The 14598-nt window shown below is 68.8% G+C and carries 13 protein-coding genes; 5 read left to right on the forward strand and 8 right to left on the reverse strand.

Translation table 11 applies throughout. From position 1 onward, the window contains the following. Nucleotides 1–178 precede the first annotated feature (178 nt). The gene (locus ACIP6N_RS15600; protein ID WP_401815922.1) at nt 179–1051 is read left to right on the forward strand and encodes a Scr1 family TA system antitoxin-like transcriptional regulator; all 873 of its coding nucleotides are present in this window, start codon (nt 179–181) and stop codon (nt 1049–1051) included. Next, nucleotides 1048–1257 (forward strand): DUF397 domain-containing protein, encoded by a 210-nt coding sequence (locus tag ACIP6N_RS15605; protein WP_401815924.1) that lies wholly within the window; start codon nt 1048–1050, stop codon nt 1255–1257. The genes ACIP6N_RS15600 and ACIP6N_RS15605 overlap by 4 nt, the downstream gene beginning before the upstream one ends. A gap of 649 nt (nt 1258–1906) precedes the next feature. Here ACIP6N_RS15605 and ACIP6N_RS15610 read toward each other — a convergent pair. From ACIP6N_RS15610 to ACIP6N_RS15635, 6 genes are all read right to left on the reverse strand, one after another. Further along, nucleotides 1907–2428, reverse strand: coding sequence for an ATP-binding protein (locus ACIP6N_RS15610; protein ID WP_401815926.1), 522 nt, complete (start codon nt 2426–2428; stop codon nt 1907–1909). A 633-nt stretch (nt 2429–3061) separates the two neighbouring features. Next, entirely contained in the window at nt 3062–4084 is a 1023-nt protein-coding gene (locus ACIP6N_RS15615) for a protein-L-isoaspartate O-methyltransferase (protein WP_401815928.1), read from the reverse strand. A gap of 84 nt (nt 4085–4168) precedes the next feature. Continuing rightward, the gene (locus ACIP6N_RS15620) at nt 4169–4591 is read right to left on the reverse strand and encodes a lasso peptide biosynthesis B2 protein (protein WP_401815930.1); all 423 of its coding nucleotides are present in this window, start codon (nt 4589–4591) and stop codon (nt 4169–4171) included. Further along, nucleotides 4588–4878: a PqqD family peptide modification chaperone gene (locus ACIP6N_RS15625; RefSeq protein WP_401815932.1), complete on the reverse strand. Its 291-nt coding sequence runs from the start codon at nt 4876–4878 to the stop codon at nt 4588–4590. Before ACIP6N_RS15625 ends, ACIP6N_RS15620 begins: the two co-directional genes overlap by 4 nt. After that, nucleotides 4862–6694 carry an albusnodin/ikarugamycin family macrolactam cyclase gene (locus ACIP6N_RS15630; RefSeq protein ID WP_401815934.1) on the reverse strand — a complete coding sequence of 611 codons (1833 nt, stop codon included), beginning with the start codon at nt 6692–6694 and terminating at the stop codon, nt 4862–4864. The genes ACIP6N_RS15625 and ACIP6N_RS15630 overlap by 17 nt, the downstream gene beginning before the upstream one ends. 146 nt (nt 6695–6840) lie before the next feature. Then, nucleotides 6841–6999, reverse strand: a complete 159-nt coding sequence (locus ACIP6N_RS15635; protein ID WP_401815936.1) for a hypothetical protein — start codon at nt 6997–6999, stop codon at nt 6841–6843. 164 nt (nt 7000–7163) lie between these two features. Here ACIP6N_RS15635 and ACIP6N_RS15640 point away from each other — a divergent pair, with 164 nt between their 5' ends. Further along, nucleotides 7164–8525 carry a hypothetical protein gene (locus tag ACIP6N_RS15640; RefSeq protein ID WP_401815938.1) on the forward strand — a complete coding sequence of 454 codons (1362 nt, stop codon included), beginning with the start codon at nt 7164–7166 and terminating at the stop codon, nt 8523–8525. 301 nt (nt 8526–8826) lie between these two features. On the opposite strand, the gene ACIP6N_RS15645 is transcribed toward ACIP6N_RS15640, so the two are convergent. Beyond that, the gene (locus ACIP6N_RS15645; RefSeq protein WP_401815940.1) at nt 8827–9348 is read right to left on the reverse strand and encodes an ATP-binding protein; all 522 of its coding nucleotides are present in this window, start codon (nt 9346–9348) and stop codon (nt 8827–8829) included. A gap of 52 nt (nt 9349–9400) precedes the next feature. Beyond that, the gene (locus ACIP6N_RS15650) at nt 9401–10216 is read right to left on the reverse strand and encodes a hypothetical protein (protein ID WP_401815942.1); all 816 of its coding nucleotides are present in this window, start codon (nt 10214–10216) and stop codon (nt 9401–9403) included. A 200-nt stretch (nt 10217–10416) separates the two neighbouring features. Here ACIP6N_RS15650 and ACIP6N_RS15655 point away from each other — a divergent pair, with 200 nt between their 5' ends. Together ACIP6N_RS15655 and ACIP6N_RS15660 are read left to right on the forward strand one after the other, a co-directional pair. Further along, entirely contained in the window at nt 10417–12252 is a 1836-nt protein-coding gene (locus ACIP6N_RS15655; RefSeq protein ID WP_401815944.1) for an ABC-F family ATP-binding cassette domain-containing protein, read from the forward strand. 324 nt (nt 12253–12576) lie between these two features. Further along, complete coding sequence (locus ACIP6N_RS15660) at nt 12577–14598, forward strand: PQQ-binding-like beta-propeller repeat protein (RefSeq protein WP_401815946.1); 2022 nt, start codon at nt 12577–12579, stop codon at nt 14596–14598.

Below are 14598 nucleotides of genomic sequence, written 5' to 3' on the forward strand. Positions count from 1 at the left end.
CACCATCTCTTCCCAGCCCTGCCTACGTGCGTGTTCACGTCCCTGTGCATGAACCAGGCAGACGCGGCAGCCGTCGACCGGCACGGATTCAAGCCGAGGTGGAGACATGTACTGCTCCTCTCCGTAGCTGTTTCGCTACCAAGGGGCATCAGCGTGGCCTAGGCTGAGAACTCGGTCAATGTGGAAGTTGGGGACGAAAGGTCGGTGTGCAGCCGTGAACGTCAAGGAGTTGGATCCCGAAAGTTCACCGCAAGCGGCGTTCGGTGCGCGTCTGCGCAGGTCGCGAGAGGAACGCAACTGGACGCAGGAAGAGTTGGGCGTGCGGTTGGAGTATTCCAGTACGCATATTTCGTCAGTTGAAACTGGTCGTAAGGTTCCAACCTTGCGTCTCGCGCGAAGTGCTGACGCCGTATTTGGTACCGGCGGGCAACTGGACACGTTCGAACGCCAATGGCGCGAGATCCGGCAAGGCAGTCTGTTGGAGGGATTCCCCGACTACATCGGGTATGAGGGGCGGGCAGCCGAAATAAGGCTGTTCGAGACTGGGGTCATTCCCGGGCTTCTCCAGACGTCTGGTTACGCGTCTGCACTGGCAGACAGTGCTGTTGCCCGGGGAGCGATCAGCGCCGAACAGGCCCAAGAGCGTGTTGCGCTCGTCGCGGAGCGGCAAGCGGCCCTTGTCCGCCCTTCGCTGCCGCTGGTCTCGGTGGTGCTGGATGAGAGCTGCATCCGACGGCCCATCGGCGAACCCGTCTTGATGGAAGAGCAGTTGGCGCATCTGGTGGAGTTCGCCGCCCTGCCGAACACGCTGCTTCAGGTTGCTCCGTACGCCATGGGCACACGCCGTACGTTCGACCTGCCTCTCTACATCCTGACCATGGCCGATCGCTCGCTCATGTCGTACGCAGAGTCTGCTCATCGTGGCCATCTGGAACGTGACAACAAGTTCGTCCTGCCCTTGCTGACGGCCTACCATCAACTACAGGCCGCTGCGCTCTCGCAGGACGCATCAGTGGCCATGATCCAGCAGTTACGAAAGGGCACCCCGTGACGACCGAAACCCCCCGTTGGTTCACGTCTTCCTACAGCAACAATGGCGGCGCCTGCGTCGAGGTCGCCGCCAACCTTGTTCCCTCGCGCGGCATCGTCCCCGTCCGTGACTCAAAGAACGTGAGCGGCCCCGTCCTGAACGTCCCCGCTGGTTCGTTCGCCTCCTTCGTGGCAGGCGTCAAGGCAGGCGTGTTCGGCGCCATTTGATGCGGCCTGTCCTATGCGCCGAGCCGCAGTAGAGCCTCGCCCTCCCCGAGCGGCGGGGCTCTTTGCTGGGCTCAGGGCGGCCAATCCGAAGCAGTGGAGCAGCGCTGCGCGGGCGGGTTCGCAAGGTGGTGCCGACACGGCCGATCTGGTCCCCGCGCACGCGGAGTTCGACCAGGCGCAGCAGGGCGATCAGCTCTCGACCGCCTTCGCGATCCGCGGGGAGGCGGGTCGGCGGTGGTTGGCCTCGCGTCAGTGGGTGGTGTGGTCTTGAAGGGGAGGGGCGGGCGTTGGTTGGTGAGCTTCCCCGGCGGTGCGGGCAGTCGGAGTCCGGGATGCTGCGCGTGCCTGATACTGATGATTGAGTTTGGAGTGCGGGTAGGGGAGCGTCGCGAGGCGGAAGATGGTGCAATTTTGCGCTGTATGTCCGATCTGGTGAAAGTTGTCGAAACGGGCGAGGGTCCCTCGTAAACTCCCAGGTCAGGAAGCCTGCTCCCCGCGCACGCGGGGATGGTCCCGTCGTCGGGTGGTGCCGGACGACGGGTGACTCCTGCTCCCCGCGCACGCGGGGATGGACTCTACGAGCGCTGCTCTTACAAAGCAGGTGTCGGCTGCCCCCCGCGGAGTTCGGCCAGACAGAGAAGCGCGGCCGTCAGCTTCCGACCGCCTTCGCGATCCGCTCAGCCGCCTCGGCCGGCGTCAGGTGTGTGGTGTCGATGACCTCGGCCTCGGCGTGCAGCCAGGTGCGGGCCGCCTCGGCGTATGGCTCAAGATATGCGTGGCGGAACGTGGACGGGCCGAGATCGGTGTCGCCGTCGATGCGGGCCCGCAGCGTGTCCTGGTCGGCGTGGAGGACGAAGTGCCTTACGGGGATGTTGTGTTGGGCGAGGCCCGTACTGATCTCGCGCCAGTACCGCTCGACCAGGACGGTCATGGGCATCACCAGCGTGCCGCCGGTGTAGTCGAGTACGTGACGGGCGGTCTCGACCACGAGGGGCCGCCACGGTGGCCAGTGCTGGAAGTTGCCCGTCCAGGGCAGCCTGGGCTTGATGTCCATGAGGGTTTCGCCGACCTTCTCGGCGTCGAACACCCTTGATTCCAGGATCAGTTGCTGCACGAGCGGGCTGGTTGTCGTCTTGCCCGCGCCGTGGGTGCCGTTCAGCCATACGATCATGCGCCCGACGCTAGCGGGCGGCGGGGCGCGAGAACCGGCGAATGAGCGCTTCCACCTTGTTAGGCGGGTTGATTCCGGTCCTTCGTTCGATCGGGAGATCCGGGGGCCCGTGTGTGGCTTTAAGATTTCGGGGCCGCTCCAGGCCCCGGTACCGCGACAAGTTCGACCGCAGGTTCAACCGGACATGACCGACGAGTGGCTTGCCCGCCCTGAAGTAGACGCGATCGCCTAACTCCCTTCCCAGACTGCGGCCTTGCGCAGGTGCAGGGGCGCGACCCCGCTCGGGACGTCACGAATCCCACGGGCGGGTAGCGCCCTGGCCGGGAGACCAATGCCGACCGCCACACAGGCGGACGGGTTGCCATCCCCGGCCAAGGCGCGCTTTGTCGGCGGATATGAAGCAGGCCACTGCGCTCTCGGCTACTCACGGCACGTCCGCGTTCTCCACGGCATCGCTGTTCGTTGTATCCCCGGCGAGGTACTCGCACAGGAAGTACACGCAGCGCGCGGTCGACCGCCCCGCCAACTCCCTTGCATGCTTCAGGAACTGGTCTGACGGGCCGGAGGTTTCGCACATAGCGACAGTCCGTGCGGCCGAGTCGGGCTTCGCGGGGTGGCAGGGGGTGGTTCGGTCTATCGGATGAGCCGGAGCGCCCAGCCGTCTTGGCCGTCGGCGAGACCCTGTTGGACCAGACGGGGCGTGTAGGTCTCGGGCGCGGGGCGGCCCGCCTCCTCCCACGCAGCGAGCCAGCCGCGCAGAATCTCCAGAGAGGGGCTGTCAGAGCGGTCCGCCAGGATCGTGCCGTCCTGCTGGATGACGGCCGCGGAGGTCGTCGTGGTGTGCCCGATGGCCCACAGGTCCGGGGTGAGCCCGGCCATCGTGAGGCGGTGGTCTGCGAGCGAGGCAGCGAAGGTCCGCCAGGACGGCCAGTCGATCTCCCGGCCGTACGGATCGGTGTACGCGTCCTTCAGGAGCCGGTCCAGGGCGGTGCGGGCGCCGGTACGCATCTGATCGTCCTCGTCGCGCCAGGCCAGGGAGATCCACGACGGGGACGGGACGCGGTTCTCCCAGTCCACCCACCGGCCTGGCAGGTCGAGATCGCCCTTAGGCGAAGTCGTGGCCTCGATGTAGCCGCCGTTCGCCACCGACTCGACCTCGGGCCGGCCTTCGCGCACCACGATCTTCGCCACGACGGTCATGTTGGGCACGGCCGCGATCGGGAGTGGGGCCACGATGATCCCGCCGTCCACCATCTGATCCACCCATGCCTTGGGCAGGAGCGCAGGCGTGCACCAGGCCACCATCCGGTCGTATGGGACACGGGAGGCGAAGCCGGCGGTACCGTCCGAGTCGTGGCATTCGACGTTGCGGACGCCGCGCTCCTGGTGGATGACTGCGGCCCAGCGCGCCAGGTAGGCGTCGATGTCGAGGCTGGTGACTTGCCCCGAAGTGCCGACAAGGTGCGAGAGCAGCGCGCCCGAGTAGCCGGAGCCGGTACCGAACTCCACCACATTCATGCCCTCGTGCACGTCGAGCGTGTTCAGCTCGCGATGGATCACGAGGGGATTGGAGCGGTGGGGTGTGACGCCTCGTTCCTCGTGGTGGGTGTAGTGGCGCTCAGGTACGGTCTCGGCTGCTTCGGCGACGGTGGTCACGGTGTCATTCCTTCGAGGGGTGGGGTACGCGTATGCGTCAACTGCTCCAGGCGGGTGAAGGACACGCCAGGGTGAAGACGCGGTTCAGATGGTCAGGGCGGTGTGGTGGTGCCAGCCGGCGGCGGTGTACTCCCCGATCGGGCCGACATCGGGAAGGGCCGCCCAGGCGTGGTACTCGACCGGCGGCGGAGCGAAGCGCACGCCCAGGCACCAGGCGAGCCGCTGCCCGAGCAGCGCGGCGGCGAGGACCGCGCCGAGGGAGGTCTCCATGCAGGCGACACGACCCGGCCACCAGCGGCCGGCGTGCCGTACGGCCAAGACCAGCACCTCGCCCTGTGCCCGGCTCACAGGGCGGCGCCCCACGATGCGGGCCCAGCGGACCGCCCGCACGGTGTACCGGAAAGGCAGCCGAAGGAGCAGCAGGGCAAGGAGGAGACCGGCGAGGGCGACGACGCGCTCGCCGAAGGTCCCGGTGCGGACGGTGGACCAGGCTTCGTTGGTCGTCATCGGCCACGCCTCCACCACGGGTGGCGCACTGCTGACCGGGCGGTGACACCTTGCTCGGTGAGCGCGGTCGAGACCGTGCGGATGTCGTTGGCGGCTTGGTCGCGGGAGATCCCGTACCGCTCGGCGTACTGCTCGGCGGCCTGGCTCTCGGTGGTGCTGGAGAGGAGGAGCAGTACAGCGGACGCGGCGGTCGGCGTGAGGCAGCTCCAGCGGCCCGTGCGCTCGTCCAGGATCGCGCCGCCTTCGTCGGTGAGCACGGGATGAGTGAATTCATGCAGCAACAGCACGGGTGTTCACCTCCCACCAGCTCGCCATCGTGGTGTCCACTTGTCGCAGCCACACTTCCGCGCTGACGGCCAGGTGCAGGGCACCCTGGGCGGTGGGCTGTCCGGCCGCCGCCCGCGCGAGCATGTCGGACACGGGTGCGTCGGTGATCAGCCCGGCGGCGGCCAGCCGGGAGGCGGGGCCGATGAGGTCGCGCAGGACGGCGGCGTTCTCGCGGAGCCCCGCGTAGGACAGTGCGTTGAAGCCGCCCTTGGTGACCCGTTTCATGACGAAGTCAGGAACGACGTCAGTCCGGGCGAACGCCTCTGCGAGCAGGGGCTTGTACCGGCCGGGGACGGCGCGCTGCTCGGCGGGGACGGCGAGACAGGCCCGGATGACCTCGTTGTCGAGGAACGGGGCGGCCAGTTCCACCCCGTGGCCGGCACGGGCGATCTCGCGCCACCCGGCAGTGTCCACACCGACCCGGGCCAGGTCCTGGCGGTCCGACCAGGCGGCGAGGTTGGACGGTGCGTCCAGGTGGTCGGCCGCCGCGGTGTCGAGAACGGCGGCGAGTTGGTGGCGCATGTCGGGCGCCATCCAGGCGGCTGTGGCCAACAAGGGTGTCCAGGCGACCGGCTGCTGAGCCTGGGGAGTCCAGGGGGGCGGCGGGCGACGGAGTTCGGCCGCGAGTGGCGACCACGCCTCGGTCAAGGTGGAGCGGGAGGCGGGCCGGGCCCGGCGAATCACCGTGAAGGCGGTGGTGTGCCGGAGCCGGGCATGAGCCTGCGCGTGCTGCCAGGCCCGGAACCGCTGGCCCGAGCGCAGCAGATCCGACAGGTAGGAGGAGGGCGCGGAGAGAACGGCGTCCCCGCCGGCACCGGTGAAGTGGACCCCGGCAGTCTGCTGCTCGGTCACCGCGTCCAGTACGGCCCGTTTGATGGAGGCCGTCACGACGAAGGCACTCGGGGCGTCGGTGACCGGCAGCGATCCGAGATCGTCAAGTCCGTTGTAGTACACGGTGTCCGGGCTGCCGGGCACCGCGCGGTACGAGACTCCGGGAACCGTGGCTGCTGTCCGGGTCGCGTACGCCACGTCGTCGTCGCGCAGCCGCTCGTCTGCGAAGGTCACCGCGGTCACTGGTGTGCGTTGCGCGGCGAGGCAGACCAAGGTCGTGGAGTCCAGGCCCGCGAGGTCCCCGCTCACCGGGAGGTCTCCGAGACGTGTAGTCACCGCGGCCGTCAGTGCCGCCCGTACGGTCGGCGCTGCATGACACAGGTCCACCGGTTCAGCTTCGGCGGGCTCGTAGCGCACCGTCGAGGTGCGCGCTGGGGTGATCAGCAGCAGGTAACCGGTGGGCACGCGGTTTACCGTCTGGAACAGGCTTCTCGTCCCGAGGACATCGGGCTGCCCGAACGCCATCCGGGCGGCGAGGGAAACGGTGTCGACTGGTGCGCCGTCCAGTGCCGCGAGTGCGGTCGCGGAGGTCGACCACCATACGCCGGAGCGGTCGGGCCGCCAGTACACCGGGTGCTGTTCGGAGAGGTCACCGATCACCACCAGGGTTTCGCGGCACCGTGCGACGACCAGATAGGACCCGGGCCACGTGGTCAGCGTCCTCCAGTCCCGAGAACGTACGGTGGCCAGGGCCCGCCGAAGCTGGTCGTCGTCCGCCCCGCACTCCCCGATGACCGCCAACTCTGCCCGGCCGTCGCCCACCGCGCGCACGCCGCCACTCGGCCAGCCGACGGTCCACGCCGACTCCAGCACCGGCACCGGCTCCCCGTCGCGCGGCGCTTGGCCTCTTTTACTCTGGCCGAACCATCCTGCACTCCACCGCATCCGCCCTGTCCCCTTCTCCTTGTGGGTGTGTCGATCGCCGTTACAAGAACGGGCGCCGGGCCGCTCGGGGCCGTGCACGCAGCACGGCCCTTCGCGGCCCGACGCCCAGTCAGCCCTGGGACGCTGTCACGTCCGGCGGAACGCGATCAGGCGTTCTTGTACTGGGTGTCGTCGGCCGTGTCGAAGTTGTTCGTGCCGAGGGTCACGGCGGCGACCTGACCGGCGTCCAGGACGACGGGCTCGCTGTACTCGGGGGTGGTGTTCTGCTCCATGGTGATGACCTCCTGGTCACTGGATTTCCGCATGCTCGGGACTGAGCGTCGGCTACACACAGCCAGACGACGCGACCCTGGAACTCCCTTTCGGGACGGTCGCTTGGCGTGATGAACAGTCAACCCGCGGTAGGGGTCTGGCGGTACGGTGAGGAGGAGGTCAAGCGGTATCACGGGTATCACGGGCGGGAATGACCATGAGCACACCGAACCAGCGGCTCCGGGATCTCATCACTGAGTCGGGTCTCACCTACGAAGCACTCGCCAAGGCCGTTCGGCAGGTCGCTGCCGAGTGCGGTGTCGAGTTAGGCACGAACAAGGGCATGATCCGACACTGGCTCAACGGCGTCGTACCGCAGGAGACGACCGCCCGTTTCCTTGCTGTCGCCTTGTCTCGGCACACCGGCCGTCTGCTCACACTTGCCGACCTCGGCCTGCCGAGCCCGAACGTGGCAGAGGACGACACCATGGGCTTGTCCCTCGGGGCGGACCCGATCGATGCCCTGTTGCCGATGTGGAGGGCTGAATTGGACCGGCGTACCTTCCTCACGTCCTCCGCCTACTCGGTGGCCGCCGCTGCCCTGCCCCTCAACTACGTGCAAGAAATGGCCGACAGGGCTGATGCCGCCCGCACCGGCCACATGGTCGGCATGGCCGAGGTGCGTGCGGTGAGGGACATGGTGAGCATGTTCTCCGAGATGGACGAACGACACGGCGGCCGGCACGGACGCTCCGCACTCGTCCAGTACCTCCGTGATGACGTCGCCCCGCTGTGCCGCGCCCGTTTCCGCAACGAGGAGATGCGTCAGCACATGCTCTCCGCCGCCAGCCGAGGTGTTCACCTCCTGGGCTGGAAGTCCTACGACGCCGGACAGCAAGGGCTCGCCCAGCGGTACTACCTCCAGTCCTACGCACTCGCCGTCGAATCAGGGATCACCGGGCACGACGGGTTCATCATGCGCACCATGGCTATGCAGGGCCTGAAGCTCCACCGCCCCGAACACTGCCAGGGCCTCGCGGAGACGGGACTGAACCGCGCCAAAGGCAAGGTCGACAACGCGACCATGGCCCTGTTCCGCGTCGTCCACGCCCACACCCTCGCCAAGGGAGACCAACGGCGAGCGGCCATCGCCGAGGCCGACCAGGCCCGCGAACTCCTCACCGCCGACAAGGGCGACGAGACCCCTTTCTGGGCTCTGGCCTGGGGGCCGCCCGCCCCATCCGTCTACTCCCGCACCGCCAAGGTGTACGAGACGCTGGGGGACTACAACGCCGCCGCCAACCAGTACGTCCGTGCGGCGACTGCACGCCCCGCTACGTACGCGCGGATCGTCTCCCTTGACCTCGTAGCCGGCGCAGAGATGCAACTGAAGCGCGGCCGGATCGAGGAGGCGTGCCAGAGCTGGAACCGGGCCATCGACCACATGAGCGGCGTGCAGTCGGTACGCACGCGTAAGGCGGTCAAGAGCATGCGTAAGGACCTCGCGCGGTTCCGCGCCCGCGGGGTGCGCTGTGCGGCAGAGCTCGACGAGCGTGCGATCGACTTCCTCAGCGTCTAAGCCCCTGATCGGGGAGGATGGGCCGTTCGGCGTCATCGGGCATGGGTTTGGCGGCGGTGAACGGGCTGCCCGCGTGCCTGAAGCGATTCTGGAATGGGACCGCGACTTCCGTGGCTACCCGCGGGAACGGACCTGCGCCACCAGCGACAGGAGGGGCCGCGCGGTGAGTGCTCGACCCGACTGCCCGACAGATCCCTCGGGTTCACGCGATCCCGCACGCGACCCACGCCGTAGCCGCCGTTCTCGTCGGCGCCAAGCGGATGGCGTTCTACGCGGAGTTCAGCCAGCGGGGGGAGGGCGATCAGCTCCCAACCGCCTTCGCGATCCGCTCAGCCGCCTCGGCCGGCGTCAGGTGTGTGGTGTCGATGACCTCGGCCTCGGCGTGCAGCCAGGTGCGGGCCGCCTCGGCGTATGGCTCAAGATATGCGTGGCGGAACGTGGACGGGCCGAGATCGGTGTCGCCGTCGATGCGGGCCCGCAGCGTGTCCTGGTCGGCGTGGAGGACGAAGTGCCTTACGGGGATGTTGTGTTGGGCGAGGCCCGTACTGATCTCGCGCCAGTACCGCTCCACCAGGACGGTCATGGGCATCACCAGCGTGCCGCCGGTGTAGTCGAGTACGTGACGGGCGGTCTCGACCACGAGGGGCCGCCACGGTGGCCAGTGCTGGAAGTTGCCCGTCCAGGGCAGCCCGGGCTTGATGTCCATGAGGGTTTCGCCGACCTTCTCGGCGTCGAACACCCTTGATTCCGGGATCAGTTGCTGCACGAGCGGGCTGGTTGTCGTCTTGCCCGCGCCGTGGGTGCCGTTCAGCCATACGATCATGCGCCAACGCTAGCGGCGCGCGGGCCGCGAGAACCGGCACATCGGCGTTCCGTCACACCGCGGGCCCCGAGACGGTGATCAGGACCGGGTCACGCGTCCCGGTGGCGCGCAGGGCGTCGGTGAAGACCTCGGTCGTCCAGGCGGCCACGTCCAGGGACCAGGCCCGTACCTCGCAGCGGAAGGCCATGACCTGCCGCATCCCGTCAGTCCGCATTCCGTCGGTCCGCGTCCCGCCCGTGAGCCTCGGGGCCGGGCCCTCGGGCGCGGGGCCGGATCCACCGGCCGCCGCCTCCACCGTGAGCTGCCCGTACGTGCGCTCAAGCGCCAGGTCGCGGATCCGGTCGGCGCGGCCGGACAGGCCCGCGTCCGGGCGCGCCGACACCGTGACCGTCAGGCCCGTCGCGCCGTCCGGGTCGGCGAGGGCGAACCAGGCCGCCGAGCCGACGAGAGCCGCGCTCGCGTCCGGCGCCAGGTGCAGCGGGACCAGCGTGTGCGTGCCGGTGAGGCGGAAGCGGCCCACGCGGCTCAGGACGTCGCCGAGGACGGTCGCCACCGGCACCACCGGCAGGAGCTGCCCGTGCGGCGCTTCGGCGACGGAGACCAGGAGCCAGGCGATCTCGCGCACCCGGCCGTCCTCGGTCCAGTCACCACCCGCGTCGTGGTGCGCCCAGCGCTGACCCGCCACCTCGCGGCCGGAACCGAGGTGGGTCGAGCTGAAGCCGTAGGCCTCGGCCCGCTTCACGGCCAGGCTGAAGACGTCCTCCTCCAGGTCGTACGCCTCGCTCACCCGCCCGAGCCACGGATGCCGGTGGAAGACGCCATGGATCCCCATGATCAAGGTGGGGTCGTGCGGGCCGGTGTCATCCACATCCACATCCACATCCACGGACGCCTCCCACGGGCACGGCCGCCTTCGGAGCGGCTTTTCCGGCGTATCGGTCACCTTCATGATGTCCGCACCGACGGCGTTCCGCCGACCGTCCCGTCCGCTCGGTGAACCGGCCGGACGGGACGGTCCGCGGGGCGACTACGCTGGGACGTCGAACGATTCCCCCGTACAGGAGTGAAATGGCCGTCAACCTGGTCAATGTCGAGACAGTCACCAAGGTGTACGGCACCCGTGCGCTGCTCGACGGTGTCTCCCTCGGCGTCTCCGAAGGGGACAGGATCGGGGTGGTCGGCCGCAACGGTGACGGCAAGACGACCCTCATCCGGATGCTCGCCAAGCTGGAGGAGACCGACACCGGACGTGTGACGCACAACGGCGGGCTGCGGCTCGGTGTGCTCACGCAGCACGACTCCCTCGACCCGTCCGCCACCATCAGGCACGAGGTCATCGGCGATCTCGCCGACCACGAGTGGGCGGGCGACGCCAAGATCCGCGACGTGCTCACCGGCCTCTTCGGCGGGCTGGACCTGCCGGGCTTCCCGCAGGGCCTCGACACCGTGATCGCGCCGCTCTCCGGTGGTGAGCGGCGCCGCATCGCGCTCGCCAAGCTGCTCATCGCCGAGCAGGACCTGATCGTGCTCGACGAGCCCACCAACCACCTCGACGTGGAGGGCATCGCCTGGCTGGCGCAGCACCTGCGGGCGCGGCGGTCCGCGCTGGTGGTCGTGACGCACGACCGGTGGTTCCTCGACCAGGTCTGCACGCGCATGTGGGACGTGCAGGGCGGCGCCGTCCACGAGTACGAGGGCGGCTACTCGGACTACGTCTTCGCCCGCGCCGAGCGCCAGCGCATCGCGGCCACGGAAGAGGTCAAGCGGAAGAACCTGGTCCGCAAGGAGCTGGCCTGGCTGCGGCGCGGGGCACCCGCCCGTACGTCCAAGCCGCGCTTCCGGATCGAGGCGGCCAACGAGCTGATCGCGGACGTACCGCCGCCGCGCGACACGTCCGAGCTGATGAAGTTCGCCAACGCGCGCCTCGGCAAGACCGTCTTCGACCTGGAGGACGTGACCATCCAGGCCGGGCCGAAGGTGCTGCTGACGCACCTCACCTGGCAGCTGGGGCCCGGCGAACGGGTCGGCCTGGTCGGCGTCAACGGCGCCGGCAAGACCTCGCTGCTGCGCGCGCTCACCGAAGCCGCCCGTACGCAGGGCGACGTGCAGCCCACCGCGGGCAAGGTCGTGGTCGGCAGGACCGTGAAGCTGGCGTACCTCTCCCAGGAGGTCGCCGAACTGAAGCCGACCCTGCGGGTGTTGGAAGCGGTGCAGCAGGTACGTGACCGCGTCGACCTCGGCAAGGGCCGGGAGATGACCGCGGGACAGCTGTGCGAGCAGTTCGGCTTCACGAAGGAGAAGCAGTGGACGCCGGTCGGTGACCTGTCCGGTGGTGAGCGGCGCAGGCTCCAGTTGCTGCGGCTGCTGATGGACGAGCCGAACGTCCTCTTCCTCGACGAGCCCACCAACGACCTCGACATCGAGACGCTCAACCAGCTGGAGGACCTGCTCGACGGCTGGCCCGGCTCGATGGTCGTCATCTCGCACGACCGGTTCTTCATCGAGCGCACCACCGACAAGGTGCTGGCGCTGCTCGGCGACAGGACGCTGCGGATGCTGCCGCGCGGCATCGACGAGTACCTGGAACGCCGTAAGAAGCAGGCGGAGTCCGGGGTCCCGGCGGCTCCGGCCGCCTCGGTCCCGTCAACGGACGCTTCCGCAGGGGCCGTTCCCGCCGCCCCGGCGGCTTCCGCCAAGGACGGGCGTGCGGCCAAGAAGGAACTGCAGAAGGTCGAGCGCCAGCTCGACAAGATGTCCAGCCGCGAGACGCTGCTCCACCAGCAGATCGCCGAAAACGCCACGGATTTCGAGAAGGTGGCGAAACTGGACGCGGAGCTGCGCCAACTCGTCACTGAACGGGACGAGTTGGAAATGCGCTGGATGGAGCTGGCGGAGGACGCGTAAAGGCGCTGTGGAGAGCGCATAACAGGCACGTCACGGGCCGGTCCACCCTTGGGAACAGGGGGCGGACCGGCCCTTTCGTACAGCGGTCCGATGATAGAAAGTAGGGCCCGCTCGACTGATGTCCCGACAGCTGTCCCGGCTGATGCGCTGACCGACTGCCGACCGACGTGCCGACCGACGTGCCGACTGCCGCGCCGACTGGCTGTGGGACTGGCTTTGGCGACGCGGGATCCATGTCCGCGTCACTCCGTTCCGGGGCGAGTCCGCCGCGAACGCGGGGGAGGCCGAGCGGGCTGTGGACCGTACTTCAAGGGGGAAGCGCTCATGACCCAACCACCTGGCCAGCAACCGCCGCAGGGGGGATACGGCGTTCCGCGGGAACCGCAGACGCCGCCGCAGGCACCGCGCCAAGAGCCGCCGCAGGCTCAGCAGGGCCCGCCACCGCAGGCACCGCAGCAGGCCCAGCCGCCCGCGCCGCAGGCCCCGCAGTCCGTACCGCAGCAGGCGCCACAGACTCCGCCGCAGGCGCAGCAGCCTCCGCCGCAGAATCCGCCGCCCGGGTACGGCTATCCGCAGGCGGCGCCCGCCCCGGCCGAGCCGCCGGGCCAGCCGGGTTACGGCTACCCGCAGGCGCCGGGCCAGGCGCCGGGCCCGTACAACCAGGCGCCGGGCCCGTACAACCAGGCGTCGGGCCCGTACGCCCAGCAGCCCCAGACGCCGCCGAACCAGCCGCCGCAGCCCGGCCCCTATCAGCAGCCGGGTCCGTACAACCAGCAGCCCGGCCCCTACGGTCAGCAGCCTCACGCGCAGCAGCCCAATCCGTACGCGGGTTACCCGTACCCGGGCCCGCCCGTCCCGCCCGCGACCGGTGGCGGGAGCGGCCGCAAGAGCAAGGCCGGCGTGATCATCGCCGCGGCCGTCGCCGCGCTGCTCGTCATAGCCGGCGGCGTCGCCGTGTTCGCGCTCAACGGCGGTGATGACAGCGACTCCACGCCCGCCGCGACAAAGAGCCGCGACCCGAGGCCGACCGACGACCCCGTCGACCGGGGGGACGGCACCGGCGGCGGCCGTGAGGCCGACGACGACCTCAACGCCGGGCGCGAGGACGGCGAGTCCAAGGTGCTCTGGCTCCAGACCAACGACGTCGACCTGCCGCGCGACGGAGCTCACCTGTTCGGCCCGTGGTTCGTGGGCGACACCGTCGTCAAGGCCATGTACAAGAAGGTGGTGGCCTACTCGGTCACCGACGGCACGGAGAAGTGGTCCTTCCCGACGCCCGAGAAGATCTGCGCAGGGCCGAAGAAGACCACGGCCGACGGCAAGATAGTCATCGGCTTCATGAACGGCACCGGCGACCGGGCCGACTGCAACCAGCTCCAGATGCTCGACCTCAACACCGGCAAGGGCGGCTGGAAGACGGAGATCGCCAAGCGCGGCGTTTTCGACATGCTGGACTCGATCGACCTCACGATCAGCGGTAACACGGTGGCGGCCGGCCGTACCGGCCACGCCGACGCGTACCGGGTGAGCGACGGCAAACACCTCTTCGGCCAGCTGCCGCAGTCCTGCCAGCCGTACGCGTTCGCCTCGGGCCCCGACCCGAAGCGTTCTCAGCTGATAGCTGTCGAGAACTGCCCCACCGCCGACATCGACAAGGGGCAGAAGCAGGTTCAGGCGCTCGACCCGGCCACCGGCAAGGCCAAGTGGACGTACAAGCTCCAGACGAACTGGGAAGCCGACAAGATCTTCTCGGTCGATCCGCTGGTCGTGTCCCTGCGGAACGAGAAGGACAACAAGAAGTGGGGCGTCGTCGCGCTCAACGCCGACGGCACCGTGCGCTCCCAACTCGAAGGCGGAAAAGACTCGTTCACGCTGGGCTGCGGCGGCCTCGCCGATGTCTTCAACCACGACCTGGAGAACTGCACAAGCGTCGCCGCCGACGCGAAAACCCTCTACCTCGCCACCGCGTCCGCGGAGCCCGGCGACGAGAGCGCGGACGGCAACGAGGTCATCGCCTTCAACCTGGACACCGGGAAGGCCACATGGCGCTCCAAGGCGCCCGACGGCCTCACGATGGCTCCGCTGCGGATGGACGGCGGGAACGTCCTGGTCTACATGGAGGCGTCGTACAACCAGGGCAGCGAGATCGCGACGATCGCGCCGACCGGCGGCACCCCCAAGGTCGTACAGAAGCATCCCGACTCCACGGCCGGGATCGAGAGTTCCTTCTACTCCTCGACGGTCGCGTACACGGACGGCCGCTTCTATCTGCTCGCCAGCTCGGTGTACGGGGGCAAGCACGACGAGGAGCTGGAGGCGAAGACCATGATGGTCTTCGGCGACTGA

Origin of the sequence: Streptomyces sp. NPDC088725 (assembly GCF_044751305.1) — a bacterium.
GTDB lineage: Bacteria > Actinomycetota > Actinomycetes > Streptomycetales > Streptomycetaceae > Streptomyces.

Excerpts from the sequence above, each read along its gene's own strand:
- ACIP6N_RS15600 (WP_401815922.1), top strand. The coding sequence starts at position 179 with ATGTGGAAGTTGGGGACGAAAGGTCGGTGTGCAGCCGTGAACGTCAAG.
- ACIP6N_RS15610 (WP_401815926.1), bottom strand. The coding sequence starts at position 2,428 with ATGATCGTATGGCTGAACGGCACCCACGGCGCGGGCAAGACGACAACC.
- ACIP6N_RS15620 (WP_401815930.1), bottom strand. The coding sequence starts at position 4,591 with ATGACGACCAACGAAGCCTGGTCCACCGTCCGCACCGGGACCTTCGGC.
- ACIP6N_RS15630 (WP_401815934.1), bottom strand. The coding sequence starts at position 6,694 with ATGCGGTGGAGTGCAGGATGGTTCGGCCAGAGTAAAAGAGGCCAAGCG.
- ACIP6N_RS15635 (WP_401815936.1), bottom strand. The coding sequence starts at position 6,999 with ATGCGGAAATCCAGTGACCAGGAGGTCATCACCATGGAGCAGAACACC.
- ACIP6N_RS15640 (WP_401815938.1), top strand. The coding sequence starts at position 7,164 with ATGAGCACACCGAACCAGCGGCTCCGGGATCTCATCACTGAGTCGGGT.
- ACIP6N_RS15645 (WP_401815940.1), bottom strand. The coding sequence starts at position 9,348 with ATGATCGTATGGCTGAACGGCACCCACGGCGCGGGCAAGACGACAACC.
- ACIP6N_RS15655 (WP_401815944.1), top strand. The coding sequence starts at position 10,417 with ATGGCCGTCAACCTGGTCAATGTCGAGACAGTCACCAAGGTGTACGGC.
- ACIP6N_RS15660 (WP_401815946.1), top strand. The coding sequence starts at position 12,577 with ATGACCCAACCACCTGGCCAGCAACCGCCGCAGGGGGGATACGGCGTT.